Source organism: Blastomonas sp., assembly GCF_041747255.1.
GTDB lineage: Bacteria > Pseudomonadota > Alphaproteobacteria > Sphingomonadales > Sphingomonadaceae > Blastomonas.
Genome location: NZ_JBGTFM010000325.1, coordinates 1 through 1,644 on the forward strand (window position 1 = coordinate 1; position 1,644 = coordinate 1,644).

The window sequence follows — 1,644 nt, forward strand, 5'->3', positions numbered from 1 at the left end:
GCTGCCGCGCATCGTCGGCGGAGCAGTGGCGACGCTGGCGCTCACCGAACCGCACGGCGACTGGAACCTTGCCCATGTCGAGGCGACGGCCAAGGCCAGTGGAAGCGGCTATGTGCTGTCGGGTACCAAGCAATTCGTCGCCTATGCGTCCGACGCAGAATTGATCATCGCGACGGTGCAGATCGGTGGCGCGGCGCGGTTGGTACTGATCGAACGCGCGCAAATTGCCGACACAGCGATGCGGCGCGAGATCATCATCGATGAGACCAAGCGCAGCTACGAACTGACGCTCGACGGTATCGAAATTGGTACCGATGCGCTGCTGGATGCCGGGCGCACGGCAAGCGCGCTGACGCAGATCGATCTGGCCAGCGCACTGCTGCAGGCGGCCGAGATGTGCGGCGGCACCCAGAGCGCCATCGATTACACCATCGAATATCTCAAAACCCGCAAGCAGTTTGGCAAGCTGATCGGCGAATACCAAGCGCTCAAGCACCCGATCACGAATGCTTATGTGGCGTATGAAAAGGCACGTTCGCACATGCTCAGCGCCTCGCACAATTTCGGCCGGCAGGGGGTCGGCGAGATTGCGGTGCGCATGGCCAAGGCGAGCGCCGACAAGGCGTACAGCTTTGCCGCAGACCGCGCGGTGCAGTTCCACGGCGGCTTTGGTTTCACCCACGATTGCGACGCGGGGCTCTACCGCCGCAATGCCATCTGGAACGCGAGCCAGTTCGGCGATGCGGCGTGGCACCGGGCGAAAGTGGCCGAATTGCTGTTCTAGTGCCCTCTCTCCTTTAGGGGAGAGGGATACGCAGCCTCGACCTGGCGCAGCCGGTCTAGGCGAAGTTGGGAGAGGGGGCTGCCATAGCCATGCCCCTCCCCTAACCCCTCCCCTAAAGGAGAGGGGAATTTTTTTGGAGTTTATGGCATGTCTGAAGTTCTTAGCTCGTCTGAAAACGGTGTCCTCATCATCACCATCAATCGGCCCGAGGCCAAGAACGCTGTCAACGGCGCGGTCGCCGCTGGTGTTGCGGCGGCAATGGATGAACTGGACGCCAATCCGGATCTGCGTGTCGGCATCATCACCGGGGCAGGGGGCACATTCTGTTCGGGCATGGACCTCAAGGCTTTCCTCAAAGGCGAACTGCCCACGATCAAGGGGCGCGGTTTTGCGGGGTTTATCGAAACCCCGCCAAAGAAGCCGCTGATCGCTGCAGTCGATGGCTATGCGCTGGCGGGCGGAATGGAGGTTGCGATGACATGCGACCTGATCGTCGCCAATGCTGCGGCCAAGTTTGGCATCCCTGAAGCGAAGCGCGGACTCGCCGCAGGCGCGGGCGGGCTGATCCGCCTGCCGCGCCAGATCCCGCAGCGCATCGCGATGGAACTGGCGCTGACCGGTGATTTCATCGATGCGCAGCGCGCCTATGAACTGGGCTTCGTCAACCGCGTCGTTGAAACACCTGCCATTGACGGCGCGATGGAACTGGCCGCCAAGATCAGCGCCAATGGCCCGCTTGCCGTTCAGGGCAGCAAGCAGGTAATCGTCGAATCGCGCTTCTGGAGCGAAGATGAGATGTGGAAACGCCAAGGAGCGCTGATCAATCACGTGTTCACCTCTGCAGATGCGCGCGAGGGAGC

2 protein-coding genes are annotated in these 1,644 nt (G+C 61.9%); both read left to right on the forward strand.

Annotation, left to right across the window (positions count from 1 at the left end):
* Positions 1-784 (forward strand): acyl-CoA dehydrogenase family protein (locus tag ACEW8G_RS11120; RefSeq protein WP_373488487.1); only part of this gene is annotated, 784 nt, incomplete at its 5' end.
* Between the two features lie 147 nt (positions 785-931).
* Positions 932-1,644: crotonase/enoyl-CoA hydratase family protein (locus ACEW8G_RS11125; protein ID WP_373488488.1), on the forward strand; the 713-nt coding region annotated here is incomplete at its 3' end.